The organism is Streptomyces sp. HUAS 31 (assembly GCF_028198125.1).
Taxonomy (GTDB): Bacteria; Actinomycetota; Actinomycetes; order Streptomycetales; family Streptomycetaceae; genus Streptomyces; species Streptomyces chartreusis.
Genome location: NZ_CP116353.1, coordinates 6,414,943 through 6,440,177 on the forward strand (window position 1 = coordinate 6,414,943; position 25,235 = coordinate 6,440,177).

Annotated in this window: 24 protein-coding genes; 10 read left to right on the forward strand and 14 right to left on the reverse strand. The window is 71.5% G+C overall.

Annotation, left to right across the window (positions count from 1 at the left end):
• Nucleotides 1-27 precede the first annotated feature (27 nt).
• Nucleotides 28-867 (reverse strand): lysozyme, encoded by an 840-nt coding sequence (locus PGH47_RS28715; RefSeq protein ID WP_271665792.1) that lies wholly within the window; start codon nt 865-867, stop codon nt 28-30.
• Nucleotides 868-1,116: 249 nt separating this feature from the next.
• Here PGH47_RS28715 and PGH47_RS28720 point away from each other — a divergent pair, with 249 nt between their 5' ends.
• The gene (locus tag PGH47_RS28720) at nt 1,117-1,611 is read left to right on the forward strand and encodes a MarR family winged helix-turn-helix transcriptional regulator (RefSeq protein ID WP_030953210.1); all 495 of its coding nucleotides are present in this window, start codon (nt 1,117-1,119) and stop codon (nt 1,609-1,611) included.
• Nucleotides 1,612-1,644: 33 nt separating this feature from the next.
• Here the strand turns inward: PGH47_RS28720 and PGH47_RS28725 are convergent, their stop codons facing one another.
• The gene (locus PGH47_RS28725) at nt 1,645-2,433 is read right to left on the reverse strand and encodes a protein phosphatase 2C domain-containing protein (RefSeq protein WP_271665793.1); all 789 of its coding nucleotides are present in this window, start codon (nt 2,431-2,433) and stop codon (nt 1,645-1,647) included.
• Nucleotides 2,434-2,851: 418 nt separating this feature from the next.
• On the opposite strand from PGH47_RS28725, the gene PGH47_RS28730 reads away from it, so the two are divergent.
• From PGH47_RS28730 to PGH47_RS28750, 5 genes are read left to right on the forward strand one after another with little or no spacing between them, the layout of a single operon-like run.
• Entirely contained in the window at nt 2,852-5,911 is a 3,060-nt protein-coding gene (locus PGH47_RS28730; protein ID WP_271665794.1) for a sensor histidine kinase, read from the forward strand.
• Nucleotides 5,908-6,408 (forward strand): roadblock/LC7 domain-containing protein, encoded by a 501-nt coding sequence (locus PGH47_RS28735; RefSeq protein ID WP_107902876.1) that lies wholly within the window; start codon nt 5,908-5,910, stop codon nt 6,406-6,408. Before PGH47_RS28730 ends, PGH47_RS28735 begins: the two co-directional genes overlap by 4 nt.
• On the forward strand, nt 6,405-6,824 hold the full coding sequence (locus PGH47_RS28740) for a DUF742 domain-containing protein (RefSeq protein ID WP_271665795.1): 420 nt from the start codon (nt 6,405-6,407) through the stop codon (nt 6,822-6,824). Before PGH47_RS28735 ends, PGH47_RS28740 begins: the two co-directional genes overlap by 4 nt.
• On the forward strand, nt 6,805-7,416 hold the full coding sequence (locus PGH47_RS28745) for a GTP-binding protein (RefSeq protein ID WP_163016822.1): 612 nt from the start codon (nt 6,805-6,807) through the stop codon (nt 7,414-7,416). The genes PGH47_RS28740 and PGH47_RS28745 overlap by 20 nt, the downstream gene beginning before the upstream one ends.
• Before the next feature lie 49 nt (nt 7,417-7,465).
• Nucleotides 7,466-8,719: a styrene monooxygenase/indole monooxygenase family protein gene (locus PGH47_RS28750; RefSeq protein ID WP_271665796.1), complete on the forward strand. Its 1,254-nt coding sequence runs from the start codon at nt 7,466-7,468 to the stop codon at nt 8,717-8,719.
• Here PGH47_RS28750 and PGH47_RS28755 read toward each other — a convergent pair.
• From PGH47_RS28755 to PGH47_RS28770, 4 genes are all read right to left on the reverse strand, one after another.
• A complete protein-coding gene (locus PGH47_RS28755) occupies nt 8,637-9,833 on the reverse strand; it encodes a C40 family peptidase (protein WP_271665797.1) in 1,197 nt (398 codons plus the stop codon). The genes PGH47_RS28750 and PGH47_RS28755 overlap by 83 nt on opposite strands.
• A 102-nt stretch (nt 9,834-9,935) precedes the next feature.
• Nucleotides 9,936-10,238, reverse strand: coding sequence for a hypothetical protein (locus PGH47_RS28760; protein ID WP_271665798.1), 303 nt, complete (start codon nt 10,236-10,238; stop codon nt 9,936-9,938).
• Between the two features lie 14 nt (nt 10,239-10,252).
• Entirely contained in the window at nt 10,253-10,906 is a 654-nt protein-coding gene (locus PGH47_RS28765; RefSeq protein WP_271665799.1) for a TetR/AcrR family transcriptional regulator, read from the reverse strand.
• Nucleotides 10,907-11,252: 346 nt separating this feature from the next.
• Nucleotides 11,253-12,191, reverse strand: a complete 939-nt coding sequence (locus tag PGH47_RS28770; RefSeq protein WP_093747272.1) for an AurF N-oxygenase family protein — start codon at nt 12,189-12,191, stop codon at nt 11,253-11,255.
• Nucleotides 12,192-12,317: 126 nt separating this feature from the next.
• Between PGH47_RS28770 and PGH47_RS28775 the strand changes: the two genes are divergently transcribed.
• Nucleotides 12,318-13,442 (forward strand): ferritin-like domain-containing protein, encoded by a 1,125-nt coding sequence (locus PGH47_RS28775; protein WP_271665800.1) that lies wholly within the window; start codon nt 12,318-12,320, stop codon nt 13,440-13,442.
• Here PGH47_RS28775 and PGH47_RS28780 read toward each other — a convergent pair.
• A complete protein-coding gene (locus PGH47_RS28780) occupies nt 13,439-13,957 on the reverse strand; it encodes a DUF3291 domain-containing protein (protein ID WP_271665801.1) in 519 nt (172 codons plus the stop codon). The genes PGH47_RS28775 and PGH47_RS28780 overlap by 4 nt on opposite strands.
• A gap of 167 nt (nt 13,958-14,124) precedes the next feature.
• Here PGH47_RS28780 and PGH47_RS28785 point away from each other — a divergent pair, with 167 nt between their 5' ends.
• Complete coding sequence (locus PGH47_RS28785; RefSeq protein ID WP_271665802.1) at nt 14,125-16,080, forward strand: sensor histidine kinase; 1,956 nt, start codon at nt 14,125-14,127, stop codon at nt 16,078-16,080.
• Here PGH47_RS28785 and PGH47_RS28790 read toward each other — a convergent pair.
• From PGH47_RS28790 to PGH47_RS28815, 6 genes are all read right to left on the reverse strand, one after another.
• Nucleotides 16,057-17,529 carry a penicillin-binding transpeptidase domain-containing protein gene (locus PGH47_RS28790; protein ID WP_271665803.1) on the reverse strand — a complete coding sequence of 491 codons (1,473 nt, stop codon included), beginning with the start codon at nt 17,527-17,529 and terminating at the stop codon, nt 16,057-16,059. The two genes, PGH47_RS28785 and PGH47_RS28790, sit on opposite strands and share 24 nt — an antisense overlap.
• Complete coding sequence (locus tag PGH47_RS28795) at nt 17,526-18,908, reverse strand: FtsW/RodA/SpoVE family cell cycle protein (RefSeq protein WP_107902857.1); 1,383 nt, start codon at nt 18,906-18,908, stop codon at nt 17,526-17,528. The genes PGH47_RS28790 and PGH47_RS28795 overlap by 4 nt, the downstream gene beginning before the upstream one ends.
• A 43-nt stretch (nt 18,909-18,951) precedes the next feature.
• A complete protein-coding gene (locus tag PGH47_RS28800; protein WP_271665804.1) occupies nt 18,952-19,494 on the reverse strand; it encodes an SH3 domain-containing protein in 543 nt (180 codons plus the stop codon).
• A 123-nt stretch (nt 19,495-19,617) separates the two neighbouring features.
• A complete protein-coding gene (locus PGH47_RS28805) occupies nt 19,618-20,856 on the reverse strand; it encodes a sensor histidine kinase (protein WP_271665805.1) in 1,239 nt (412 codons plus the stop codon).
• Entirely contained in the window at nt 20,853-21,602 is a 750-nt protein-coding gene (locus PGH47_RS28810; protein ID WP_271665806.1) for a hypothetical protein, read from the reverse strand. Before PGH47_RS28810 ends, PGH47_RS28805 begins: the two co-directional genes overlap by 4 nt.
• Nucleotides 21,603-21,693: 91 nt before the next feature.
• Complete coding sequence (locus PGH47_RS28815) at nt 21,694-22,200, reverse strand: protein-tyrosine phosphatase family protein (RefSeq protein ID WP_271665807.1); 507 nt, start codon at nt 22,198-22,200, stop codon at nt 21,694-21,696.
• Nucleotides 22,201-22,313: 113 nt separating this feature from the next.
• Between PGH47_RS28815 and PGH47_RS28820 the strand changes: the two genes are divergently transcribed.
• A complete protein-coding gene (locus tag PGH47_RS28820) occupies nt 22,314-23,120 on the forward strand; it encodes a nuclease-related domain-containing protein (RefSeq protein WP_271665808.1) in 807 nt (268 codons plus the stop codon).
• Between the two features lie 121 nt (nt 23,121-23,241).
• On the opposite strand, the gene ligD is transcribed toward PGH47_RS28820, so the two are convergent.
• Complete coding sequence (gene ligD, locus PGH47_RS28825) at nt 23,242-24,123, reverse strand: non-homologous end-joining DNA ligase (RefSeq protein WP_125529981.1); 882 nt, start codon at nt 24,121-24,123, stop codon at nt 23,242-23,244.
• 51 nt (nt 24,124-24,174) lie between these two features.
• On the opposite strand from ligD, the gene ku reads away from it, so the two are divergent.
• Nucleotides 24,175-25,206 carry a non-homologous end joining protein Ku gene (ku, locus tag PGH47_RS28830; RefSeq protein ID WP_271665809.1) on the forward strand — a complete coding sequence of 344 codons (1,032 nt, stop codon included), beginning with the start codon at nt 24,175-24,177 and terminating at the stop codon, nt 25,204-25,206.
• Nucleotides 25,207-25,235 lie beyond the last annotated feature (29 nt).

Below are 25,235 nucleotides of genomic sequence, written 5' to 3' on the forward strand. Positions count from 1 at the left end.
GCCCGGGCCTTCGCCGTGACAGGGGGTCTAGCCGTTGGCGAGCGCCACGACTCTGTCGAGGGCTCCGTTGAATCTGTTGTGGTCTCCGACGGTCGGGCCGGAGGACGTGTACTGCCACATCGTGTAGTAGCTCCAGCCGGCCGGGAGTTCCCCGACCTCGGCCGCGTACCGGGCGACCCACAGCGGGTTGGCGGTGGCGAAGCCGCTGTGGTTGCCGGTGCACTGCTTCCACCAGCTCGTCGCCGTGTAGATGACGGCGTCGCGGCCGGTGCGGGCCTTGTACTGGTTCAGGAAGTCGCGGATCCAGGTGACCATCGCGGACGTGGACTTGCCGTAACAGGCGTCGCCGTACGGGTTCCACTCGATGTCGAGGACGCCCGGCAGGGTCTTGCCGTCGCGGGACCAGCCGCCGCCGTGGTCGACGAAATAGTTCGCCTGGGTTGCGCCATTGGTGGTGTCCGGGGTCGCGAAGTGGTAGGCGCCGCGGATCATTCCGACGTTGTAGGAGCCGTTGTACTGCTGGGCGAAATAGGGGTTGGTGTAGTAGGTCCCCTCGGTGGCCTTCACGTAGGCCCACTTCACCCCGCTGTTCCACAGGGTCGACCAGGCGACGTTGCCCTGATGGCTGGAGACGTCGACGCCTTCGGTCTGAGCGGCCAGCTCAGAGACTGGGGCACCGTCCACGCCGTCGTGGGCGGCGACGCCCATGCCCATGTGCGCGGAGCCGCGGGGCGGGGTGTCGTCGGCCGACGCGGAGGCGGGCCGGGTGGTCAGCACGAGGAGGGTCAGGGTCAGGACGGCTGCGAGCAGAGCCCCGGCGACGTGGGTGTGCCGGGGGCGGAGCGGTTCGGGTCTGTGCACGGGCATAGCGTGCCTCCGAAGGCTCGGTGACGCTCGGTGGGGAAATCGCGCGTGTCCGTGACCGACCGTCGCCGGACACGTGTGGCGTGGGCATGTCAGTCACGTTCTGATAGAGAAGCTAGGCAGCGAGAAGAGCAGGTGGAAGGGGGTCCGGAGGCTGCCGTTGGTCTACGCCTGCGAAATACTGACGGAGCTGCGGCAATGACGGCGGTTGGCGGAAACTTTCAGGACCGGGAAACCGAGGCAGGGGCTGACGTGCACGAAGACGGAAACGGCGACGGGCCGCGAGGCGGATCCGGCGTGTCCGGTGGTGGTCTGGACCAGCCTGAATTCCTCGACCTGGAACGCGAGCTGACGGTCCTGTTCCGGCGCGCCCGGGCCAAGCAGGGCGAGATGGCCCGCGAGGTCCACCCCGACCTGGAGTCCGCCGCGTACGGCCTGTTGGTCCGTCTGGACGACGCCGGCCGCCAGCGGGCCACCGAACTCGCCGCCTACATCGGCGTCGGCAAGGCCACCATGTCGCGGCAACTGCGCGCCCTGGAGGACCTGGGCCTGGTCGCCCGCGAGCCGGACCCGGCCGACGGCCGGGCCTGGCTGGTGCACCTCACGGAGGTGGGGCGCGGACGGGTCGCCAAGGTCCGCGAGGCCCGGCGTGCCCGCTACGTGGAGCAGCTCTCGCACTGGGACCGCCGCGAAGTGGCGGAGCTGGCCCGACTGCTGAACCAGCTCAACCTGGGAATGGAGAAGTAGGGACGGAGGGAAGGGGAGAAGGGGGGCGGCGGCTCAGAACTCGACGTACACGACCGTCGCGTCGTCGTGCGTCTTGCTCCGCCGCAGATACGTCCGCTCCTCCGCGTCGGCCGCCTCCAGCGCCCGCACCCGTTCCACCAGGGCCCGCGCCCCCTCCTTCCGGATGAACCGGAACAGGTCCTCCCAGTCCCCCTCCCGGAACTTCTCCACCCACCTCGCCGCACCGTCCGTGAGCGCCGCCAGCGCCCGGACGTCGGCCCGCGGCAGCACCCCGGTGACCGCCCGCGCCGCGACCGACGGATCCGCCGCGGCCGTGAAGAAGCCGCCCTCCTTGTTGCGGACATGAGCGTCGATCAGGGCGTCCGTGGCGAGCGAGGCGCGCGGGAGGCGGGCCAGGCGGTCGTCCAGGTATGGCGTGATCGGGCCGTCCGGGGACTCCGTCAGCAGGGCCGAGTCCGACAGGACCAGGTACTCCACCGTCTCGGCGGACCAGCGCGCCAGAACCACGGTTGCCTGTGGTGTTCGTGGGTGAGAAAGGTCACAGGTTTGTGAGTGTGACTCAGCGGTACGCGTGATGGCGCGGGCGAGCGCGTCCGCGAGGGGAACATCGGGGAGTGAAACGGTCAGTTCGGTCAGGGCTCCGCCGAGCCGCGCGGTGAACCAGGGAACGGAATGCAGACAGCCCGTCTCACCCCGCGGCGGGGTCACTCCGTCCAGGACGACCAGTGCGCCGCCCTGTCCCGAGGCGGAAAGGCCGACACTTGCGAAGTCCTCGTTGGGGCGGGCCGGAACGCCGGGCTCCGAAACAAGCTCAGTTCGCATCCGGCCAGTCTGCACGAGCCCTTCACAAGGTTTGCGAAGGGGGCGCATCAGTTGCCGGACGGGTGCACACGCGCAGGTCAGACGCCTGATTTGAGATGGAATGCAGTGCTCCGGGGAGGCGTGGCGGCGAATCCTGCCATCGCCCGCCGCAGACGTCCAACCGGCCTGCCGCACAGGGCATGTGACTGCGCCAGAGGAACTTGCCCGCCAACTCTCCTCCGGGGTTCACTCCTTCGAGTGGCGGGGCAGGTGATGCGCGGCCGTCGCCCACCGGCACTGGGAGGGTCGGGGTCCGGTGAGGACATCCCCTGCTCAAGCCAAGTCGAGAGCTTGGGGGAGGGGTGTACGTACCGTCGAAGGAAATTGACGGAGCGTCATCCGGACCCATGGGTATCACGAGTCAGGAATGCGAGCACCGGTGCAGAAGATGCGGCCACGTCGCTCAGGCAAGCAGACGGCCTCCGCGGGAGGCCCGCAGCCCGCTCCCGGCACCAACGCCGACATCGCGCCCGCGGGCAAGGGGCGCCCGACCCACGTGCGGAACCGGCTGATCGTCGCCGTGGCGGTCGTCGCCGCCGCCATCGCCGGCGCCGGAGTCCCCTCGATCGTCGCCGCCTCGGGACAACTGCACGACTCCCAGGCACTGGTGACCCTCGCCGAACAGACCGAGGACGCGCTCACGCTCGCGCACTCCCTCGCCGACGAGCGTGACGAGGTCACCGCCTACATCGCCGCAGGCCGCCCCAAGTCCAAGGCGCCCAGCGAGCAGCGCAGCGCCCGTGTCGACCGGCAGGTCGAGGAACTGCGTGCCGACACCGACGCCCCCGCCTCACTGCGTGAGGACCTCGACGGCATCGCGGCCCTGCGCCGCTCCTCGCTCACCGGCAAGGCCACCGCGCTGGAGTCCCACCAGGCCTACTCTGCCGCCATCACCGAACTCCACCGGCTCGCCGAGCGGCTGGCCGAGCAGATGCCGCCGCGCGCGGGATCCGGCGCCTACGCGCTGGCCGAGCTGGACTCCGCCGTACAGCAGGCCGCGGCCGCCCGCGGGCTGCTGCTGGCCGCGCTCAGCGTGCCGACCACCACCGAGACCGTCATCGACCCGGTCACCGGCATCGCCACCACCCAGGAGACCTCCTCGGGTGCCGACGCCAAGCAGCGCGACGCGCTCAGCGCCGCCGCCCAGCAGGCCCGGCTGCGCTCCGACGCCGCCCTCGACGACTTCCGCGACACCGCCCCCAAGAGCGCGCGCACCTCGTACGACTCCACGGTCACCGGCCCCGAGGTCGACACGGCCGAGCGGTATCTCGCCTCCCTCACGGACCAGTCCACGCTCTCCGGCCGGGACCTGGCCACCGACACCCAGCGGGCCGAGGCCGCCCTCTCCGCCCGCGTCGACTCGATGCGCGGCGCCGAGTCCGCGCTCTACGACCGGCGCACCAAGGCCCTGGAGCAGCTCCGCGACGACGACGTCACCGCGCTGGAGATCCGGATCGCGATCCTCGGCGCGCTGATGCTGCTCGCCGTCGGCGTCGCCACCGGCATGGCCCGCAGCCTCACCCGGCCGCTCGCCGTGCTGCGGCTCGGCTCCGCGCGGCTGGCGGGGGCCGAGGACCCGGCGTCGGAGGAGCCCGTCAAGTTCACCGGCCGCAAGGACGAGTTCGCGCAGGTCGTCAACTCCGTCAACGCCCTGCACGCGCACGCCGTCGCCCTGCACGAGCGCATCGCAACCCTGGAGTCCGACCGCAAGCACCTGGTCGGGCAGCGGCAGAAGATGGCCGACGCCCGCGAGGGGCTGCGCGCCGAGCTGAGCGAGTCCGCGGCCCAGCTGGAGCGGCTGCGGGGCAGCATCGGCGGCTCGTTCGTCAATCTGGCCCTGCGCACCCTCGGCCTGGTCGAGCGCCAGCTCGCCGTCATCGAGGGGCTGGAGGAGCGCGAGCAGGACCCCGAGCGGCTCGCCACCCTCTTCAAACTCGACCACTTCGCCACGGTCATGCGCCGGCACAGCGAGAACCTCCTCGTGCTGGCCGGCACCGAGCACGTCCAGCAGCACGCCGGGCCGGTCCCGCTGGTCGACGTCGTCCGCGCCGCGGTCAGCGAGATCGAGCGGTACGAGCGGGTCCGTATCGCCGCGCTGCCGCCGCACGCGCACGTCGCCGGGTTCGCCGCGGACGACCTCTCGCACCTGCTGGCCGAACTGATGGAGAACGCGACGTCGTTCTCCCCGCCCGACCTTCCCGTCGAGGTCTCCGCCTGGCTGCTGGAGAACGGCGAGGTCATGCTCTCCGTCCAGGACGAGGGCATCGGCATGACCGCCGAGCGCCTCGGCCGCCTCAACACCCGCCTCGCCGAGTTCGACCCCGAGGCCTCCTACGACCAGGAGGGCGAGCAGGGTCTCGGCCTCGGCCTCTACGTCGTCGCGCGCCTCGCCCACCGGCACGGCGTCCGCGTCCAGCTCCGCGAGCAGAAGCAGGGCGGAATCGCGGCGGTCGCCGTCCTGCCCAAGGGCCTGCTGGCCCCCGCCCCCACCGCCGCGGTCCCCTCGGACACCCCGCACCACACCACCGGCCACGCCTTCTCGCTCCCGGGCGCCGACGCGGAGGCCAACTCCAACGTCCTGCGCGGCCGCCAGAAGAACGCCGACCCACTGGTGGCGATGGCGGAACGCGCGGTACGGGAGACGGAGGAGGCCGAGGAGGGGGTACGGGAGTCGGGGCCGAGCGCGGAGGAAGCGGCCCGGACGTCGAGCCCGAGCGCCGACGAGGTCGCACGGGAGTCCGGCCCGACCGCCGACGAGGCCGTGCAGGAGTCCGCGGGCGCCGAAGAGGCCGCACCGCAGGCCGGGCGCGCCGACGCGGCCATCGAGGTCGAGCCGGAGCGCGAGCACCCCGCCGAGACCACGATGGAACTCCTGATCCCGGTGCAGCCGACGGCCGAGGCTCCGGTGCGGGCCGCGGCCGAGGACTCGGTGCGGCCGACGGCCGACGCCCCGGTGCAGCCGACGGCGGAGGCCCCGGTGCGGCCGACGACCGACCTCCCGGTGCGGCCCGCGGGCGACCTGCCGGTGCGGCCGACCGGTGGCGACGCGGTCGCCGACGGTGCGGACGGCACACAGGGGCCACCCGCACCCGGCGGCGAGAGCCGCACAGGTGGTGCGGGCGGGAACCCGTACGCCGAAGGCGGGGCCGAGGCCGAACACACCCGCACCCCGGACGAGGAGCAGCTCACCGACAAGGGCCTCCCCAAGCGCACCCCGAAGATCACCACCCCCACCCAGGCTCCGCGCCAGCGAACCGGCGGTGTCGACGCCGAGGCCCTCCGCAAGAGGCTCGGCGGCTTCCGCCAGGGCGCCCAGGCCGGTTACCGCGACGTAGCGGCGGAGATCGCCGAACAGACGGCCCAGAACAAGGCGCCGGACGCCGAACCGGCCGTATCCGAGGAAGCCACGGGGGGCACTGTCGAGGAGGCAAGCAGTTGACCGCGCCCAGTACCTTCGGACTGAGCAGTGAAGCCCGCAACCTGCACTGGCTGCTGACGAACCTGGTCGAGGAGGTGCCGGGCATCCAGTCAGTGGCGGTGGTCTCCTCCGACGGCCTGCTCCTGCTCTCCTCCGACCCGGATCGGAATGACGCCGCCCGGACCAAGTCCCCGCAGCCCAAGGGACCCCGGGGATCGTCGGCCGACCTGGCCACCGTCGTCTCCGGCATCGGCAGCCTCACCATCGGCGCGGCCAAGCTGATCCAGTTCGGCGGCGTGAAGCACACGATGGTCGCGATGGACGAGGGCAGCCTGTTCGTGATGTCCATCAGCGACGGCTCGCTCCTCGGAGTGCACGGCTCCGCGGACTGCGACATGAGCGTGGTGGCGTACCACATGGCGCTCTTCGTCGGCCGGGCCGGCCATGTCCTCACCCCCGAACTCCGCAGCGAGCTAAGGAAGTCGCTCGAGGACGCCTCGGCAGGGAGCACCCGATGAGCAACGCCCCGAAGAACAGGTCCCAGCTCCCCGTCCGCGGCGGTGAACGAAAACCCGCGCGCGTACGGCCCTACTCGCTCACCGGCGGCCGTACCCGGTTCGGTCACGTCCTCCTCGTGGAGACGTTCGTGGCCGCGCTCGAAGCCCCCCAGGAGCGCAAGGAACTGACGAATGGTTCCCTCAGCACCAAGGTGATGCCGGAGCTGCAGGCCATCGTCGAACTGTGCCGCCGTATGCGCACGGTGGCCGAGATCGCCGCGCTGCTGAAGATGCCGCTCGGCGTGGTCCGCGTGCTTCTCAGCGACCTCGCGGACCAGGGAAAGATCCGGGTGTACGGCACGGGAACCGGCCACGGCACGGGCCGGCCGGACCGCGCTCTGCTGGAAAGGGTGCTGAGTGGACTCCGTCGTCTTTGAAGACACCGATGAGGACCTGAAGTCCTGGCAGACGGACCGCAACCGGGCCCCCATCGCCACGAAGATAGTCGTGGCCGGTGGCTTCGGTGTCGGCAAGACCACGCTGGTCACGGCCGTCTCGGAGATCACGCCCCTGCAGACCGAGGCGCTGATGACCGAGGCGAGCGAGGAGACCGACGACCTCACCGCCACGCCCGGCAAGCTCACCACCACCGTGGCCATGGACTTCGGCCGCCTCACGCTCGACGACGACCTGGTGCTCTACCTGTTCGGCACGCCGGGCCAGCAGCGGTTCTGGTTCATGTGGGACGACCTGGTGCGCGGCGCGATCGGTGCGGTCGTCCTGGCCGACACCCGGCGGCTGAAGGACTGCTTCCCGGCGCTGGACTACTTCGAGAGCTGCGGGCTGCCGTACGTCGTCGCGGTCAACCACTTCGACGGCAGCGACCTGTTCGAACCGGCGGACGTGCGAGAGGCATTGACGATCCCCGCGCACATACCTGTAATGATCATGGATGCGCGGCGCCGGATCTCGGTGATCGAGACCCTGCTGGCCCTCGTCGGCCATGCCCTGGACGAGACCCCCGAGTAGCCACGTCCTGCCCGAGCCGTCCCCGATCCCCGTAGGAGACACCACCCGCATGCGGAAGATACTCGTCGTCGGAGCCGGCCAGGCCGGACTCCAGATCGCCCTCGGACTCCAGTCGAACGGGTACGAGGTCACCCTGATGTCCAACCGGACGGCGGACGAGATCCGCTCCGGCCGGGTCATGTCCACGCAGTGCATGTTCCACACGGCGCTCCAGCACGAGCGCGACCTCCAGCTGAACTTCTGGGAGTCCCAGGCCCCGAAGATCGAAGGGCTCGGCGTATCGGTCGCGGCCCCCGGCTCCTGGAGCGAGGGTCCCGCGGCCCGCGCGATCGACTGGCTCGGGCGCTTCGACGCGTTCGCGCAGTCCGTCGACCAGCGCGTGAAGATGGCCGGCTGGATGGAGACCTTCGCCCAGCGCGGCGGCCAGCTGGTCATCCACGGCGCGGCGGTCGGCGACCTCGACTACTTCTCCCGGACGTACGACCTGGTGCTGGTGTCGGCCGGCAAGGGTGAGCTCGTCCAGATGTTCGAGCGGGACGCGCGGCGCTCCCCGTACAGCGAGCCGCAGCGCGCGCTGGCCGTGTCGTACGTCCACGGCCTCGGCCCGCGTCCGGAGCACCCGGACACCGAGGGTGTGCGCTGCAACCTCGTCCCCGGCGTCGGCGAGCTCTTCGTCATGCCGTGCCTGACGACCTCCGGACGCGCGGACATCCTGTTCTGGGAGGGCATACCCGGCGGTCCGCTCGACGTCTTCGACGGCGTGAAGGACCCGGCCGAACACCTCTCCCTGACCCTGGGACTCATGGAGCGGTACGTGCCCTGGGAGTACGCCCGGGCCACCAAGGTCGAACTCACGGACGCCGGCGGCACGCTCAGCGGGCGGTACGCGCCGACCGTGCGCAACCCGATCGGCCGGCTCCCCGGCGGCGGGCTCGTGCTCGGCGTCGCGGACGTCGTCGTCGCCAACGACCCCATCACCGGCCAGGGTTCCAACTCCGCGTCCAAGTGCGCCGCCGCCTACCTCGCCTCGATCCTGGAGCACGGGGACAAGGAGTTCGACGAGACCTGGATGCACGCCACGTTCGACCGCTACTGGGACACCGCGCAGCACGTCACCAAGTGGACCAACGCCATGCTGGCGCCGCCGCCGGAGCACATCCTGAACCTGATCGGCGCCGCCGGCCAGCTCCAGCCGGTCGCCGACCGGTTCGCCAACGGGTTCAACGACCCGGCTGACTTCGAGAACTACTTCTATGAGCCGGAGAAGACCGCGGCTTATCTCGGTGAGGTGGCCGGGGCTTGACCTGCGGGCGTACGGCGCCCAGGACCGGGTGGGACGCGATCGGGGAGATCTTGATCTTCTCCCCGGTGCGCGGGGCCTGGACCACCTCGCCCTTGCCCACGTACAGGGCCACGTGCGTGGCGTCCGGGAAGTAGATGACCAGGTCGCCGGGGCGCAGCTCGGTCAGCGGGACGTGGTCCAGCCGCGCCCACTGCTCCTGGCTGGTGCGCGGGATGCGCGTCCCGGCATGGGCCCACGCCTTTGACGTCAGTCCCGAGCAGTCGTACGACTTCGGGCCCTCCGCGCCCCACTTGTACGGCTTCCCGAGCTGTCGTTTCGCGTAGCGGATCGCCCGGGCGCCCTCGGAGGACGGCTTCTGGTCGTCCTGGGCGAGGGCGCCCGAGGCGAGGAACGCCTGCTGCGCCTCGGCCGTGTCCTCGTTCTCCAGCTGGGCCAGCGCGGCGAGCTGCGCGGGAGTGAGGGAGGCCAGGAGTTCCTCCACTCTGCGCAGCTTCTTCAGGACGGCATCGCGGTCCTTCTTCTGTCGTTCGGCGAGGACGAGTTGGCTGTCGAGGGCCTCGCGGGCCTTGCGGGCCAGATCGGCGGCCTCGCGTTCGCTGCCGGTCAGTCGGCCGACCGTCTCGGCGCGCTCGCGGGCCAGGCGGCCGATGACATGGCCCTGGTCGAGGGCGTGCTGCGGGTCGGCGGCCAGCAGCAGCCGGACGTACGGGGAGATGTCGGTGGTGTTCTGGTACTGCTGCCTGGCCAGCCGGCCGGCCGCGCCCCTGCTGTCGTGCAGGGACAGGCGGGCGCGGGCCAGGGCGGTGTCCAGGCGGGCCACCTCGGTGCGCTGCCCCCGCAGCTTCTCCGCGGTGGCGTTGTAGGTCTCCGTGGCCTGCTCGGTCTCCCGGTACAGCTGCTGAAGTTCCGTCAGGAGGTCTGCGGTGGAGCGCTCCTGGGGTTCGAGGGGTTCGCGGGGGCTGAGTGGTGCGGGGGCCGTGGGGGCTTTGGGGGGCTGGAGGGTCGGGGGTGCCTGGAGGATTCGTGGAGTCGCCAGTGTGGGTGTCGGGGCGAGGAGGGTGACGGCCGTCGCGGCCGCCGCCGTACACACCAGACGCAGAAGCCTTCCTGACACGTCATCACCTCCGATGCGGGCAGGCTCTCCGCTCCGCATCGTGAGCATCGGACGGTCACTCCGGGTTCGCGCGTCGGATGTGCGCGGTTCGGCGCAGCGAGGTCACTCGTCCGAGTCGTGCGGCTTGCCGGGCGGCGTGGTGTCTGGCTTGGACCATGGCCACTTCAGGCGGCTGCTCTGCCCGCCCTCGGGGTCGTACTCGTACTTCCAGCGGCGGCTGAGGCCGGGGCGGGCGCCCTGCGTGCGCGGTACGCGGCGATAGACGAGGACCGTGGGCGGGCCGCCGTGCGGGTCGGGGACCGGGATGCGGTACGTCTTGGGCGGGTGGCTGGTGATGCCCAGCAGGACGGGGAGTACGCGGCCGTCCATGGGGCCGCCCTCGAAGGGGGTGTCTTCGGTCTTCACTGCACCAGTGTCGGCTATAGGCCGTCGGCGAGCTTCTGCGCCAGGGCGGCCGTCTGGGAGTCCCGGGCCGCCGTCACGGCGAGCGCCGCCGCGAACTGGTCGACCAGCCAGTCGCGCAGGTCCGGCATCGGGGGCTGCTTGCCCTCGTCGAGCCAGATCAGGGAGGCCGCCTCGACCGTGGTGATCCACACCCGCACGGTCATGCGCAGGTGGAGGCCGGGGTCGGCGACGTCGAGGTGGCTGAGGATGTGCTCGGCGGCGGCGCGGCGTACGCCGTCGACGATGGCGGTGGTGCGGGAGGTCTCCACGACGCTGCCGCCCTGGAGCAGGGCGCTGAATCCGGTGTCGTGCTGGTCGACGAAGGCGAGGTAGCGGTCGAGGGCGCGGGCGAGACGGGCGAGGAGGGGGCCGTCGCGGGGTTCGTCGAAGCAGTTCTGGAGCTCTTCGGCGGCGGAGCGGAGGGCGGCCTCGTAGAGCTGTTGCTTGCCGCCGGGGAAGTAGCGGTAGACGAGGGGGCGTGAGACGCCGGCCGCTTCTGCCACGTCGTCCAGGGACACTTCCTCGGGGGTGCGGTGGGCGAAGAGGCCGAGGGCGGAGTCGAGGAGTTGGCTGCGGCGCTCCTCGACGCTGAGGCGACGGTAGGCGGGGGTGGGGGCCGAGGGCGTCATGACCAGCAGCGTAGCTTCCGGCGGGTGGGCCGGGGGTGCCTGCGGCGGCCTGTGGCGGAGAGTGGGGGGTGCGCGTGGCGCGTGGCGGTGCGTTGTGGGTCGGGGCCGCGCCGGGGGGTGTCCGTCCTCGGTCGGGCGGTCGGCCGGCATCGGAAGGGTGCTGTTCGTTGACGCCCGCCGCTGCGGGCGGACACCCCCCGGCGCGTCCCCTTGCCGCCGTACGCGGCTGCCGGGCTTCGTCGCGTCCCCTTCGCCGTGGCGGCTGCCGGGGTTCGTCGCGTCCCCTTCGCCGTGGCGGCTGCCGGGGTTCGGCACGTTCCCTTCGCCGTGGCGGCTGCCGGGACTTCTACGCCAGTAGGCCCGATGACTTCCACAGGCGGCGGCCCACTCCTCGCAGTACGCCTATGTCGTCCAGGAAGTCGGTGAGGCGCTTGGCGCCTGTCTGCATGACCTCTCGGCGGTGGCCGCTGGCCTTCACCTGGGCCAGGGCCTCGCGCTTGTCGAGGCCGATGTTCGTGTAGACCTCGGGGTTGACGAAGGCGACCGAGAAGACGCGGGCGAACTCGCCGGAGGTGACGCGGGTGAACTCCTGGGACCACCTCGGGGCGGTCAGCATCTGGCGGCGGAGTTCCTCGCGGGCGTAGCGGACGTGGCGGGCCTCCTCGACCACGTGGATACGGGTGACGCCGCGGATGAGGGTCTGTACGCGCTCGTCCGGGAAGGTCAGGCGCTGCATCCAGTCGAGGACCTCCTCACCGAGCAGCGTGGCAGTGAAGGAACCCGGGGTGGTCGAGATCGTCTTGAACAGGCGGCCCAGGTGCTGGTGGGCCCGGCTCACGGGGTACCAGGGGGTGCCGCCGTGGGAGATCAGGCGGGCGAACATCTTGGAGTGGCGGCACTCGTCCTCGATCTCGGTGAGTGCGTAGCGGACGTGGGCGCTCGTCGCCGACTTGTCGTAGATGTGGCGGACCAGGAGCTGCATCAGGATGATCTCGAACCAGATGCCCAGCGAGGCCAGCGCGGCTGCCTCGTGCTGGGAGAGGAGGATGCGCTGCTCCTCGCTCATCCGCTTCCACATCGGGGTGTCGTACAGCGAGACGAGCTCCGGGGGCCAGAACCACTTGCCCTCCTCGAAGGGCGCCTCCCAGTCCAACTCCTTGTCGGGGTCGAAGGAGTGCTTGGCGGAGGAGGCAAGGAGGCGTTCTGCCACCTGTTCGCGGTCCTTGAGCAGCCCGAGCGCGTCGCGCAGGCCGTCCAGCGCGTCGGCTTCCGTCAGGGTCGTCATCGGTCCCTCACCTCTGTTACCGGGGGTACGTCGTCCGACTCTTATGAGACTGCCTGTCAGCAAGGGCGTCAATCCCTTGCGCAGGACTTGTTGACCCCGCGTCTACCACGTGTGAGCCTGCCGAACATGCCGACATACGACCTGTACGCGAACGATCCGGGAGAACCTCTCTGGCAGGTGCCGGCCGCCGGCTCGGCCCGTTTCGGCTGGGAGTACGACAACGGGCGCGAGCGGCTCCTGGCCCTGTACCAGAAGGGCAAGGACAAGCAGTGGGACGGGCAGCGCAGGATCGACTGGGACCTGGAGGTCGATCCGTACGACGCGCTCGGCACACCGGAAGAGGCCATGGCGCTCTACGGGACGCCGTACTGGACGAAGATGAACGAGCGCGAGCGGGGCGAGCTGCGGCAGCACTACGCCTCCTGGCAGTTCAGCCAGTTCCTGCACGGTGAGCAGGGCGCGATGATCTGTGCGGCGCGGATCGTGGAGTCGGTGCCCGACATGGACGCCAAGTTCTACTCGGCGACGCAGACGATGGACGAGGCGCGGCACGCCGAGATCTACGGACGTTTCCTGCACGAGAAGATCGGGATGCTCTACCCGATCAACGACAACCTCCAGTCGCTGCTCGGTGACACGCTGCGCGACAGCCGGTGGGACATGCCGTACCTCGGGATGCAGGTGCTGATCGAGGGGCTGGCGCTGGCCGCGTTCGGGATGATCCGCGACACGACGACCAAGCCGCTGCCCAAGCAGATCCTGGCCTATGTGATGCAGGACGAGGCGCGGCACGTGGCCTTCGGGCGGATGGCGCTGCGGGACTACTACAAGCAGCTGACCGATGCCGAACTGCGTGAGCGCGAGGAGTTCGTCATCGAGGGCTGCTATCTGATGCGCGACCGGCTGCGGGGCGTCGAGGTCCTGGAGAACTTCGGCATCCCGAAGGCCGAGGCGGAGCAGATCAGCGAGCGCTCGGAGTTTCTCCAGCTGTTCCGGCGGCTGCTGTTCTCGCGGATCGTCCCGTGCGTGAAGGACATCGGTCTGTGGGGGAAACGACTTCAGCAGGCCTATGTCGACATGGGGGTGTTCGAGATGGGCGACTCCAACCTGGATCTGCTGATGGCTCAGGACGAGGAGATCGCCGAGAAGCTCGACGCCGAGCGGTTCGCGGAGGAGGAGCGGGAGCGGGTGGCGGAGGTCGAGGAGGCGATCGAGGCCGGGGCGGCCGACGGCCGGGGCCGAGGGTTCTAGACCGAGCACCCCAGGTCGTCCGGGACGTCGCCCGGTACCGGCTGTGCCCCCTGCGGCTGGAACGACGTGCGCAGGGTGAAGGCGTACGGGGTCGGGCCGTTGGTGCGGAGGTGGAGGAGGCGGGACTCGGCTTCTGCGACCGTCGGGCGGTGGCCGGCGGGGACCCACCACAGGGCCGTCATCGCCTCCTGGACGCGCTCGAACCACTCGCGGCGGCGGGCCAGCATCTCGCGGTGCCGTCCCTGGTACATGTACGCCGTCAGGGCGTTCGTGTCGCGCCACACCGTCAGGTTGATGATCAGCCACTCGTCGCCGAAGACCGGCACGTCCGTCGCGTCGCCGGAGTCGTCCTTCAGTCGCCAGACGAAGCCGTCCGCGGCCTCGGCGTCGGCGTTCACGGGGTCGAGGTTGTCGACGAAGTCCTTCAACTGCGGTGAATCCAATGGGGCCTTGAGACGGCCGATGTTGACCTGGGCGAGTTCGAAGGCGGGGTCCGGGGTGGTGGATGTCGGCATGGACCGAACGATAGGTCGGCTGGCGGCGGTGGCCCAGGGGGCGTCTCAGTACGTGGGCACATGTCCCTCTTTCACAGCCGCGACGGGGTTCGGGTGAGTACCTGTGTACCGCTGTCTTACGGGCGGGAAACCGTGCCCTGACCGGCCCGCCCGTAGCTTCACGGAGCATGACGGGGAACGTACTGACTGCCCTTCGACCGATCGTCCGCCGCCCTTCCGCGCTGCCCGGCTGGAGCTCCATCCGGGGCCGTATGGCCATAGTGCTGGCCGTTCCGACGTGTCTGCTGCTCGCTCTCACCGGGCTAGGCGTCGCCGACCGGGCCGCCGACTTCTCCGCCGCCCGGGACACCGAGGCGCATGTCGGGGTGCTGCTGAGGGTGCAGGGGCTGGTCCGGGAGGTGCAGCGCGAACGCGGGCTGACCAACGGGCTGTTGGGGGGTGAGAAGGGGTACCGGGACGATGTCGTCGCGCAGCGGGCCCGTACCGACCGGGCACGGGACGCGCTGAGCGCCTCGCTGGAGTCCGAGAGCGGTCCGCTCGTCTCCGCCCTGCGTGCAGCCGACATTCCGCTCGCCGCCCTCGCCGCCACGCGCGAGCACGTCGACGCCGGCATCGCCGAGCGCGCCGCCACCCTGCGCACCTACACCAAGGCCGTCACAAGGCTCGTCGACGCCGAGTCGGCCGGTGTCCCCGACGGCGACCGGCGTATCGCGCAGGGCGTGCAGGCCCTTCAGGCCCTTGCCCGGGCCACGGAGGCCGTCGCGCTCGAACGCGGTTCCCTCAACGGGGTGTTCGCGGCGGGGCGCTTTCGCTCCGGTGAGTACCTCGACTTCACTGAGGTCCGCGCCACCCGGGTGGCCGCGCTGGGGCAGTTCCGGCAACTCGCCCGGGGAGAGCAGGAGTCCGCGCTCGACGACGCCTTCGGCACGGGCGCCGCACGCCGGGTCGCCGGGTACGAGACGCGGGCCGGGCGAGGGGCCGACGGGTCCCCTCTCGACGTGGCCCCCGCCCGGTGGTGGGCCGACATGACGACCCTCGTGGACGATCTGCACGGCGTGCAGCGGGAGGTCGGTGACGACGTCCGTGCGCGGGCCGCCGACGCCGGGTCCGCCGCCACACGGCAGCTCGGCGGGTTCCTCGCCCTCGGGGTGCTGATCCTGGGCGTGGCCGTCGCGCTCGCCGTCTTCTCGGCCCGCTCCATCACCCGCCCGCTCGGCGCCCTCGCCGACGAGGCGGACGCCGTCGCCGGGGCCCGGCTGCCCGAGGCGGTCCGGCGGATCCAGGAGGCCGACCCCGGCAGCCCGCACGACGACGGGGCCGGGCGGACCCGACTCCCCGGCGGCGCACGGGAGATCAGCCGGCTGGCCGCCGCCCTGCGCAACGTGGAGGACACCGCCGTCGGCCTCGCCGCCCAGCAGGCCGTCCTGCGCCGCACCAGCACCGAGTCGCTGGCCAGCCTCGGCCGCCGCAACCAGAGCCTGCTCAACAGACAGCTCGGCCTGATCACCACCCTGGAGAGCCAGGAACTCGACCCGGACGCCCTCGCCGAGCTCTTCGAACTCGACCACCTGGCCACCCGGATGCGCCGCAACGCCGAGTCCCTGCTGGTGCTGGCCGGTGAGGAGTCGCCGGCCCGGTCCTGGAAGGGCACGGTCGCCGTCACGGACGTGGTGCGCTCGGCGGTCGCCGAGGTCGAGCAGTACCGGAGGGTGGCCGCCGTGGACGTCCGGCAGTGCGGCATCCGCGGCCACAGCGTCGCCGAACTGTCCCATCTGATCGCCGAGCTGGTGGAGAACGCGCTGATGTTCAGCCCGCCCCAGCAGCCCGTCGAGGTCCACGGCTGGCCGGACGGCAGCGAGTACTGCCTGGCCGTGGTGGACCGGGGCATCGGGATGACACCGGAGCGCCTGGCCGAGGCCAACGCCGTGCTGGCGGGGAAGGGCGACTCCCTGCACACCGCCCCGACCCGGTTCCTCGGCCACCACGTCGTCGGCGCCCTCGCCGCCCGCCTCGGTGCCCACGTCGAGCTCCGCCCCACCCAGGGCACGGGCGTCACCGCCTACGTCGCCCTGCCGGCCGCCCTGATCCAGGAGCCGACGTCAACCGCGGTCGCCCGAGGGTGACTTCAGCACCGCCTCCATCACCGCGCGGGCGATCGGCGCGGCGTCCCCGCCGCCGCTGATCTCCCCGCGGTCCGCGTCCGCGTCCTCCACCACCACCGCGACCGCCACCTTGGGCTCCAGATCGCGGTCGCCCTTGGCCCAGGAGACGAACCAGGCGTACGGCGTACCGGAGTTGCCGAGGCCGTGCTGGGCCGTGCCGGTCTTGCCGCCGACCGTCGCGCCCGGGATCCAGGCGTTGGTGCCGGTGCCCTCGCGCACGACGTCCACCATCAGTTCCTTCAGGAGCCTCGCGGTCGACGGACGCATCGCCTGCCGGCTCGGGCGGGACCCGGCCGTCGCCACCGTGGAGCCGCCCGCCCGGGTCGTGCGCTCCACCAGATACGGCGAGCGCACCTGGCCGCCGTTGGCCACGGCCGCCGCGACCATCGCCATCTGGAGCGGGGTGGCGCGGGTGTTGTACTGCCCGATCGAGGACAGCGCGAGCTGCGCCCGGTCCACCTCGGAGTCGAAGGTGCTCTCGGCGACCGAGTAGGGGATCTTCAGGTTCGCGTCGTTGAAGCCGAAGGCGTCCGCCGTCCGCGCCATCCCGGCCACGCCCGTCCTGACCCCGAGGCGCGCGAACACCGTGTTGCAGGACCACTCGAACGCCTTGCGCAGCGGAACGTCCTCGCAGCCCTCGGACTCGTTCGTCAGCGAGGTCCGGGTGCCCGGCAGGGTGTACGGGTCGGGGGAGTCGGTCGGCTCGTCCAGGTCCTCGACCACCCCCGCGTCCAGCGCCGCGGCCGCCGTGACCACCTTGAACGTCGAGCCCGGCGGGTACGTCTTGCGCACCGCCCGGTTCAGCATCGGCCGGTCCCCGTCGCGGTTGAGCGACGCCCAGGAACGGGTCACCGAGGCGCCGTTCCCGGACAGGGCGGACGGGTCGTAGGAGGGGGCCGAGACCAGCGCCAGGATGCGACCCGTCGACGGTTCGATCGCCGCCACCGCGCCCTTGCGGCCCGCGAGCCCCTCGTACGCCGCCTCCTGCGCCGCCCGGCGCAGCGTGGTGACGACGTCACCGCCGGGGTTCCGGTCGCCGTTGGCGCCGCTCCACGGGAACGGGGAGAGCAGTGGGTCCGTGCCGGCGAGGACTCCGTCCTGCGCGTGCTCCAGGAACGTCGTGCCGTATTCCTGCGAGGCGAAGCCGGTGACGGGCGCGTACATCGGGCCGTTCGTGTACGTCCGCTCGTAGCGCAGGTGCTCGCCGGTGTCGTGGGAGCCGGTGACCGGTTCGCCGTCGACCAGGATGTCGCCGCGGGGCTGGCCGTAACGGGAGATCGTGGTGCGGCGGTTGGCGATGTTGTCGTCGTAGGACGGGGCCTCGATGACCTGGATGCGGGTGGCGTTGACGAGCAGCGCGACCAGCAGCAGGGCGCAGAAGATCGCGGCGTGCCGGATGTGCCGGGTCATCGGGCGGCCTCCTCGCCCTTGGGCACGCCGAGTCTGCTGCGGGCCTTGTCGCTGACCCGGATCAGCAGCGCCACGATCGCCCAGTTGGTGACGACCGACGAGCCGCCCTGCGCCAGGAACGGCATCGCCATGCCGGTCAGCGGGATCAGGCCGGTCACCCCGCCCGCGATCACGAACACCTGGAGCGCCACGATCGAGGCGAGCCCGACCGCGAGCAGCCGGCCGAAGGGGTCGCGCAGGGCGAGGCCGGCCCGGTAGCCGCGCTCCACCAGCAGGCCGTAGAGGATGAAGATCGCGGACAGTCCCGCGAGGCCGAGTTCCTCCCCGGCCGTCGCCAGGATGAAGTCGGACTTGGCCGCGAAGCCGATCAGGATCGAGTGGCCGAGGCCCAGTCCGGTGCCGAACGTGCCGCCCGCCGCGAAGGCGAACAGCGACTGCGACAGCTGGTTGGGGCCCTCGCCCGCGGCGATCGACGCGAACGGGTGCCGCCAGTCCTCGACCCGGCCGTGCACATGCGGCTCCAACTCGCCGACGGCGATCGCGCCGAGCGCCGCGAGCAGCAGGCCGAGGGCGATCCACCCGGTGCGCCCGGTGGCGACGTACAGCAGGACCACGAACAGGCCGAAGAACAGCAGTGAGGTGCCCAGGTCGCGTTCCAGGACCAGCACGCCCACGCTCAGCAGCCAGATCGCGACGATCGGTCCGAGGACGCGGCCGGTGGGCAGTTGGAGCTTCTCGATGCCGAGGACGCGACGGCCGGTGTACGCCAGGGCGTTGCGGTTGGCGGCCAGGTACGCGGCGAAGAACACCGCGAGCAGCACCTTCGCGAACTCGCCGGGCTGGATGGAGAATCCGGCGATCCGGATCCAGATGCGGGCGCCGTTCACGGAGGGGAAGAAGATCGGCAGGGTGAGCAGGACGAGCGCGGCGACCACACAGACGTAGGAGTAGCGCTGGAGCACCCGGTGGTCGCGCAGCAGTAGGACCACCACGATGAACAGCGCCACTCCCAGCGTGGACCACACGAGTTGGGTGGGCGCAGCCCGGTCGCCCGGTGTCTCCAGGTCGAGCCGGTAGATCAGCACCAGGCCGAGGCCGTTGAGGAGCACCCCGATCGGCAGCAGCAGCGGGTCCGCGGACGGGGCGCGCAGGCGTACGGCCAGATGTGCGACCAGCGCGAGCACACCGAGCCCGGCGCCGTATCCGGCGGCGCCGGGCGGGACGGTGCCGCTACGGGCGAGGCCGACCGCGCAGTAGCCGTACACGGAGAGCAGGACGGCCACCACGATGAGGGCCAGTTCGATGCCACGGCGCCGGGGGAGCGGTGCGGCGGGAGCGGGAGCGTCCGCTGCCACCAGGGTGGTTCCGGCCTTGGTCATGTCCGGAACTTACCCAAATAGTCCGTCTTGTGTGCCTAATGGATCAGCACCAGCGCGGCGTGTGCCGGGTCTCGATGAAACGGGCCGAGCCCCAGGCCCAGGTGCCGTCCGCGAGCAGGTACCAGAAGCGGTTGCCCTGGACGCTCTCGCCCTCGGTCTTGCAGAAGATCCTGACGATGTCCCCCTGGTGGACGACCCGGATCACCTGGCTGCCGCGGTTCGGCGCGGAGCGCAGCAGCAGCGAGCTCGCGGTGACGCGGCCCCGGGTGAACTGCTGGCTCTGGTTGCCGCCTTGGCTCCAGTCCCCGCCGGATCCGCCCCAGTCGCCGCCCCCGTCCCCGCCCTGGCCTTGCTGGCCGCCCCCGTCTCCTCCCTGGCCTTGCTGGCCGCCCCCGTCTCCTCCCTGGCCTTGCTGGCCGCCCCCTTCTTCTCCTTGGCCCCCGCCCCAGTCGCCGCCCTGGGACTCGCCGGTCGAGCCGCCGTTCTGGGAACCCCACTCGTCGTCGGCGACGGCGGGAGTTGCGGCGGCCGCGGCGGCGAGGACGCCGGCGGCTATGGATATCGCGAGTCGGGATCGCAGTGCCATGTGTACCTCCAGGACAAGGGAACGAACCTGACTAATCGCCACATTAGGGGGCTGATCGGGCGTTCGCTCGTCCTAATGGGCCATAGGAGAAGCGCTGCGGAACTGCCGCGGGAAGGGCGGTGCCTATCGCAGGACGAGCGTCGCGACCGCGCCGCCGTCCGTCGCGTTGCCGAACGACAGCCGCGCCCCGAGCACCTCGGCCTGCCCCAACGCGATGGTCAGCCCCAGGCCGTGCCCCTTCGCCCCGCCCTCGGTACGGAACCGCTGCGGGCCGTGCGCGAGGAGGTACTCCGGATAGCCGCCTCCGTGATCCCTGACGGTGACCTGCGGACCGTCCACCGTCAGCGACACCGGCCCGCGCCCGTGCTTGTGCGCGTTGGCGACCAGATTGCCGAGCACCCGCTCCAGCCGGCGCCGGTCCGTCTCCACCACGACGTCCCGCAGGACGACGACCTCGGTCTCGGTGCCGGACGCCCGCACCACCCGCTCGGCCAGCGCCGCGAGCGGCTCGCTGTCCGGCTCGGAGCGCTCGCGCCCGCTGTCCAGCCGCGAGATCTCCAGCAGGTCCTCGGTCAGAGTGCGCAGCGCGGACACCCGGTCCTGCACCAGCTCCGTCGGCCGCCCCGCCGGCAGCAGCTCGGCCGCCGCGTGCAGCCCGGTCAGCGGAGTGCGCAGCTCGTGCGCCACGTCCGCCGTGAACCGCTGCTCGGCGAGCAGCTTGCTCTGCAACGAGGAGGCCATGGAGTCCAGCGCCGCGGCGACCACGGCCACCTCGTCCTGCGGCCGCGTCGAGTCCTCCTTCGTACGGGGGTCGTCCACCCGCGCGTCCAGGTCGCCCGCGCTGATCCGCCGGGCCACCCGGGCGGTGGCGTGCAGCCGCCTGGTCACCCGAGTCACCGCGAACGCGCCCACCAGCGCCGTCACCCCGATCGCCAGCGCCGACGACCACACGATCGCCCGGTCGAGACCGTCGATGGTGCGGGCCTGCTGCGAGTAGTCCACCTCGACCGCGAGGGCCCTCTCGCCGTCGGCCGGACCCGCCGCCCACATCGTGGGCCGGCCGCGGTGATCGGCGACCATGGTGCCGCGCTCCCCGGACACCGCCACCCTCCGCAGGGACTCGGGCAGGTCCGGCGGGTCGAGTTCGACGCCGGGCCCGGTGGGGTCTCCGGCCTCGAACGCCGCCGTCGCGTCCTCCAGCCGGGACAGCGCGAGCTCGCGGGCCTGGCCGACGGTCTGGTTGGTCACCGAGACGTGCACGAGGATGCCGAGCAGCGCGGCCAGCGCACAGCACATCACCGTGATGAAGACGGCGGCCTTCACGGCCAGCGTGCCCGCCCACTGGGGCAGCGCGAGCCTCATGGCGTGCTCGCCGAGGGGGTGAGGGAGGGGGAACCGGACGGCGAAGGGGACGGATGGGCCGTCTTCTTGCGGTGTCCGGTGCGCAGCATCTCGTCGTGCGTGAGCAGCATCGCCTTCTCGTCCGCGTCCCAGGTCCACTGGAGCCGGTACTCGTACCCGGCGACCTCGGACGGCGAACGGATGATCACCGAGCGGCCGGCCAGCTCGACGCTGCTGATGGCGTCGTCCCAGCTCATCACCTGCATGAGCCGGTGCTTCTCGACGGTGTAGACACGCACCGCGGTCGTCTTGCCGGGCATCAGCCGGAAGCCGAGGGTGAGCTCGGGCCGCCCGTCGCCGGTGAGGTCCCGGTAGTAGGGCCGCAGCACCGGGCACTTCCCGTGGCCGGCGCCGCCCCCGCACTGCGCCATCAGCCTGCCGGTCTCGCGGTACTGCGCGTTCTGGCCCTCGTAGTCCCCAGGGCTCTTGTCCATCTCCTTGCGCACGACCGCCACCGGGTTCACATCACGGATGTCGTCGCCGGGGAGCATGACGCCCTTCACGGCCTCCCGGTTCACCTCGCCGATCTCATAGGCGGGGCGGGACGCCGGCGTCAGCCTCGGCCAGAGCTTGTCCGGGCTGACGGCGGTCTCGGTCGGACCGGCGCCCTGGAGCTCCCCGGCGTCACCGCAGGCCGTAGCCGCCGCCAGCAGCAGTGCGACCAGGGCACTGAGCGCGACGATGCGCGTGAGGCGGCTGCGGGGCACGGTTCTCCTGGGGCTCGGGGTGTCGTCGGCCCGTACACCCTATTCGTACGGAAGTCCTTTTTGCGCACCCGGTGGGCGTACGGGCGACGGGCTACTCGGCTAGCTCTTCCAGGAGCCGGGCGGTCGACAGTCCGGCCCGGAGGTAGTCGACGAACAGCTCGTTGTGCAGGGCCCACGGAGAGCGGCGGGAGCGTATCAGCCGGATCGCCTGCTCGGCGGAGTGGCTCCGGCGGACCAGGGCGTGGGCGACGACGAGCCCCGAGCGGTTGTAGCCGTGGTAGCAGCGGACGAGGACCCTGCGGCCCGCGTCGACGGCCTCGCACGCCGCCTCCGCCAGCCGGATCACCCCGGCGAGCTGGGTGCCGTCCAGCGGCCCGTCCGGGATCGGCCACACATGGTGCTCCACGCCGGGATCGGGACCGTGCCCGGGCAGCCTGAGCAGCGTCTGCACGAGATCGAACTCGTCCCTGACGACGGCGAACTCCAGTTGCCCCGAGCGGCCCCGGAACTCGTGCCCGCCCATCCACAGGCCGGGCACGATCTCGCTCCAGGGGCTGTCCGGAGCGGGTACGTCGGGTTGCTTCCTGCGGGTACGCAACGGCGCCTCCCCAACCACACCTCGCGAGGGGTGTGCCCAACTCCTCTCAAAGGTAACCGGGTTCTTGCCCCCGCAGCACCCCGCCTGTTCCCATGGTCGTGGGGTGATGGTGCATGAACGGACTGCGCGTCATACCGACCTGGCGGCACGGCCGGGAACGGCTCTACGTCTGTCTCACCGACGGGCGCAACCTCGCCTGGTACGACCGTGAGGCGGGCCGGATCAACCTGCTCAGCGACGCGAGCAGAGAGGATGTGCTGGAGGCCCTCGGCCCCTTCATCACCGGCTCGGTGACGGTGGGCCCGCCCCCGGTGCCCACCCCCGCCGAGCTGGCCGGGCTGACCCTGCACCCGGACGACGACCTGGCGCCCAACCGTCCCGGCGAGGCCCTGCTGATCGCCCTGGACCGGGACCCGGGACCCTCCCACCGGCTGCGGCCCGACCCGCGGCGCCGGGCGCTGACGGCCGAGCAGACGGTCGGGGAGGCGCTGGACCGGCTGGACGGCGCGGGCTGGCACGCGCTGCACTCCGTGCCGCTGCCCGGCGGTGACCGCATCCATCACCTGCTGATCGGTCCCGGCGGGCTGTTCGCGCTGCACACGCTGTACGCCCGCAGGGCGAGGGTCACCGTCGCGGACCCCATGGTCGCCCTCGGCCGCCGTGAGACCCATCCGCTGCTGCGCCGTGTGCGCTCCGACGCCGACCGGGCGTCCTACGCCCTGACCGCCGAGGTCCGTCCCGTGCTGGTCCTGGTCGCCCCGGCCGCCGTGGCGATCACGGCATCGGTGCGGGAGGTCCGGGTGCTCAGGGACACCGAGGTGGACGGGCTGAGGCGGGCCGGCGGGGTGCTGAAGCCGGCGGACGTGGAGGCGCTGCACGCGATGGCCCGGGACCGGCGGGTCTGGCTGGCCGCCGGCTGAACGGTGCGAGTCGGTTCCGGGTTACCGTCCGCGGGGGCTGCCGCCCCCGGACCCCGCTTCGGCCCTGAACGGGCCTCGTCCTCAAACGCCGGACGGGCTGAGTGGGGCCGGTCCCCGTCCATCAAGGCAGCGTGCCCGCCCGGTCCGCGTCCAGGAGCGGTGCCAGCAGGTCGCCGTAGTCCTGGAGGCGCGGTGCCAGGTCGGGTGCGGAAAAGGTCAGGGCGTCGGGGGAGCGGCAGTCCACCACCTCCTCCCAGGTGACCGGCGTCGACACCGTCGGCTCGCGGCGGGCGCGCAGGGTGTAGGGGGTCGCCGTCGTCTTGCGGGCCGCGTTCTGGCTCCAGTCGACGAAGACCTTCCCGGGCCGCAGGCTCTTGGTCATCCGGTGGATCGCGAGTCGCGGCAGCGCCTTCTCGGCCTCCACGGCGAGGTCCTTGGCGTACTCGGTGGCCCGTTCGGAGGAGGCCGGGCGGATGGTCGCGGCCAGATGGAGGCCCTTCGAGCCCGACGTCTTGGCGTACGCCTCGATGCCGTCGGCGGCCAGCCGCTCCCGCAGCCACAGGGCGACCTCGCAGCACTCCACGACGGTGGCCGGTGAGCCCGGGTCCAGGTCGAAGACCAGACGGTCGGCCTCGCCGGGCGCGTCGATCACCCACTGGGGCGTATGGAACTCGGTGACGAGGTTGGCGGCCCACATCAGGCTCGCGAGGTCCTGCACGAACACCATGCGCGCCGGCCCCTCGACCCGGGGGACCTCGGCGGTGGTGACCCACTCGGGGGTGCCGGGCGGGACGTTCTTGGTGAAGAACACCTGGCCGTCCGGACCGTCCGGATAGCGCAGGAAGGACACCGGCCGGTCCCGCAGATGCGGCAGCAGTACGTCGGCGGTGGTCGCGTAGTAGTGCAGCACCTCGCCCTTGGTGAACCCGGTCGCCGGATACAGCACCTTCTCCAGGTTGCTGAGCGCGAGGCGCCGCCCCTCCACCTCTGTGATCGGCGTCATACGATGAGAATCACATGAAATCGGCCTGAACCGCCTCGAAAGGTTCTGAACGTGCGATCCATATGGAACGGCGCCATCTCCTTCGGCCTGGTCAGCATCCCGATCAAGGTGGTGAACGCGACCGAGAGCCACTCGATCTCCTTCCGCCAGATCCACACCGAGGACGGCGGCCGGATCCGCTATCGCAAGTTCTGCGAACTGGAGGACCGCGAGGTCGGCCAGGCCGAGATCGGCAAGGGGTACGAGGACGCGGACGGCTCGATCATCCCCATCACCGACGAGGACCTGGCCCAGCTGCCCATCCCGACCGCGAAGACGATCGAGATCGTGGCCTTCGTCCCGGGCGACCGCATCGACCCGCTCCAGATGGACGCGGCGTACTACCTCGCCGCGAGCGGCGCCCCGGCAGCCAAGCCGTACACGCTGCTGCGCGAGGCGCTCAAGCGCAGCAACAAGGTCGCCATCGCCAAGTTCGCCCTGCGCGGCCGGGAACGGCTGGGCATGCTCCGGGTCGTCGGCGACGCCATCGCCATGCACGGTCTGCTCTGGCCCGACGAGGTCCGCGCGCCCGAGGGGGTCGCGCCGGACGCCGGTGTCACGGTCCGGGACAAGGAGCTCGACCTCGCGGACGCCCTGATGGACACCCTCGGCGAGGTCGACCTCGACGATCTGCACGACGAGTACCGCGAGGCCGTCGAGGAGGTCATCGCCGCGAAGGCGGCCGGCGAGGCCCTGCCCGCCGCCCCGGAGCCCGCCACCGGCGGCAAGGTCCTCGACCTGATGGCGGCCCTGGAGAGCAGCGTCCGCGCCGCCAAGGAGTCGCGCGGCGAGGAACCCGAGGAGGCCGAGGTCAGACGCCTGCCGCAGCGCAAGTCCGCCCGCGCGGCCCCGAAGCAGACCGCCGGCAAGAAGTCGACGTCCGCCGCCAAGAAGACCGCCGCGAAGAAGACGACGGCCTCGGCCAAGAAGACGACGTCGAAGTCGGACCGGTCCACGAAGAAGACGGCTGCCAAGAGCACGGCCAAGAGCACCGCCAAGAAGACGGCGGCGAAGAAGACGACTGCACGCAAGCGCACGGCGTGACGGCGGCGGCCGGCCTCACGGCGGTTGCC

Excerpts from the sequence above, each read along its gene's own strand:
- PGH47_RS28715 (WP_271665792.1), bottom strand. The coding sequence starts at position 867 with ATGCCCGTGCACAGACCCGAACCGCTCCGCCCCCGGCACACCCACGTC.
- PGH47_RS28725 (WP_271665793.1), bottom strand. The coding sequence starts at position 2,433 with ATGCGAACTGAGCTTGTTTCGGAGCCCGGCGTTCCGGCCCGCCCCAAC.
- PGH47_RS28740 (WP_271665795.1), top strand. The coding sequence starts at position 6,405 with ATGAGCAACGCCCCGAAGAACAGGTCCCAGCTCCCCGTCCGCGGCGGT.
- PGH47_RS28750 (WP_271665796.1), top strand. The coding sequence starts at position 7,466 with ATGCGGAAGATACTCGTCGTCGGAGCCGGCCAGGCCGGACTCCAGATC.
- PGH47_RS28765 (WP_271665799.1), bottom strand. The coding sequence starts at position 10,906 with ATGACGCCCTCGGCCCCCACCCCCGCCTACCGTCGCCTCAGCGTCGAG.
- PGH47_RS28770 (WP_093747272.1), bottom strand. The coding sequence starts at position 12,191 with ATGACGACCCTGACGGAAGCCGACGCGCTGGACGGCCTGCGCGACGCG.
- PGH47_RS28775 (WP_271665800.1), top strand. The coding sequence starts at position 12,318 with ATGCCGACATACGACCTGTACGCGAACGATCCGGGAGAACCTCTCTGG.
- PGH47_RS28780 (WP_271665801.1), bottom strand. The coding sequence starts at position 13,957 with ATGCCGACATCCACCACCCCGGACCCCGCCTTCGAACTCGCCCAGGTC.
- PGH47_RS28785 (WP_271665802.1), top strand. The coding sequence starts at position 14,125 with ATGACGGGGAACGTACTGACTGCCCTTCGACCGATCGTCCGCCGCCCT.
- PGH47_RS28790 (WP_271665803.1), bottom strand. The coding sequence starts at position 17,529 with ATGACCCGGCACATCCGGCACGCCGCGATCTTCTGCGCCCTGCTGCTG.
- PGH47_RS28795 (WP_107902857.1), bottom strand. The coding sequence starts at position 18,908 with ATGACCAAGGCCGGAACCACCCTGGTGGCAGCGGACGCTCCCGCTCCC.
- PGH47_RS28800 (WP_271665804.1), bottom strand. The coding sequence starts at position 19,494 with ATGGCACTGCGATCCCGACTCGCGATATCCATAGCCGCCGGCGTCCTC.
- PGH47_RS28805 (WP_271665805.1), bottom strand. The coding sequence starts at position 20,856 with ATGAGGCTCGCGCTGCCCCAGTGGGCGGGCACGCTGGCCGTGAAGGCC.
- PGH47_RS28820 (WP_271665808.1), top strand. The coding sequence starts at position 22,314 with ATGAACGGACTGCGCGTCATACCGACCTGGCGGCACGGCCGGGAACGG.
- ligD (WP_125529981.1), bottom strand. The coding sequence starts at position 24,123 with ATGACGCCGATCACAGAGGTGGAGGGGCGGCGCCTCGCGCTCAGCAAC.